The organism is Barnesiella sp. ET7 (assembly GCF_024733785.1).
Taxonomy (GTDB): Bacteria; Bacteroidota; Bacteroidia; order Bacteroidales; family Barnesiellaceae; genus Barnesiella; species Barnesiella merdigallinarum.
In genome coordinates this window covers 1-864 of the sequence record NZ_JANRHM010000059.1, presented here as the reverse complement: position 1 = coordinate 864, position 864 = coordinate 1, and the positions used below count along the sequence as shown (strand labels likewise).

Annotated in this window: 1 protein-coding gene; it reads left to right on the top strand. The window is 45.4% G+C overall.

The window, feature by feature from the left end; translation table 11 throughout:
* On the top strand, positions 1-864 hold an 864-nt coding region (locus tag NW211_RS13885), incomplete at both ends, for a hypothetical protein (RefSeq protein WP_258328274.1).

The window sequence follows — 864 nt, the reverse complement described above, 5'->3', positions numbered from 1 at the left end:
GAGGTACAAGTGAGAAACGAAGAGAAGATTACGGAGCAAGACCGTATCTATTGCCAGAATCAGCAGGACGAGCTTTACAAGACGCTCGACCAGATTGCCTGGTGGTACAACATCTTCATGAGAGAAGCCGAGAAGTATGAAGGGAAAATCAAACTCAAGCACGAGCCGAACGGAAAGATTACCACAAGCAGCTATGACCTCCACTATCGCTACAATAATGATGAGAAGGATTATACCCATCACGAGTTTACTCCTTTCAAGAACATCAATGAGTTGGTGGATAGCCGCCATAATGCTATCAGGAACTTCATCAGTCGCATCATCGGCTATTTCAACAACACATACAGCGTCTCTGTTGAAGCACCAAAGATTGACGAGAAGACTCTGCCGATAGACTTCCGACCTGTATATAACACCTATGTAGATGTGGTCATCGAACATCTCGGAGGCAAGAGTTTCCGAGATACTGCCGAGGAGGAGCTTATCAAACGCTTCCTCAATACGGTCAGACCTTCATGTTGGAGTAAGGTAAAACCCGAACAGAAGAAGGATAGAATCATCTTCCCCGATATTGTTACTTGGGATTCGATTCACTATCAGTATTACAAGGAATATGACTTCGAATATGACTCTGACCGTAAGGTCAGCCGCTTCTGCGAAGGTATTGCTTTCGGTGCAGATGATGTACTTTGCGGAAGTATCGAGATGATTATCGGTCTTGACACCCGTAATGTCGATATATCCCGATGGTATGACCTGACAACGACCAATGCCTTGAACATGAAGTTCTATGCCAATGGTCGTATCGATGTCAAGTTCAAGGACAGTGCAACTGCCGAGAGCTGTTTCAAGCGACTGCGACTG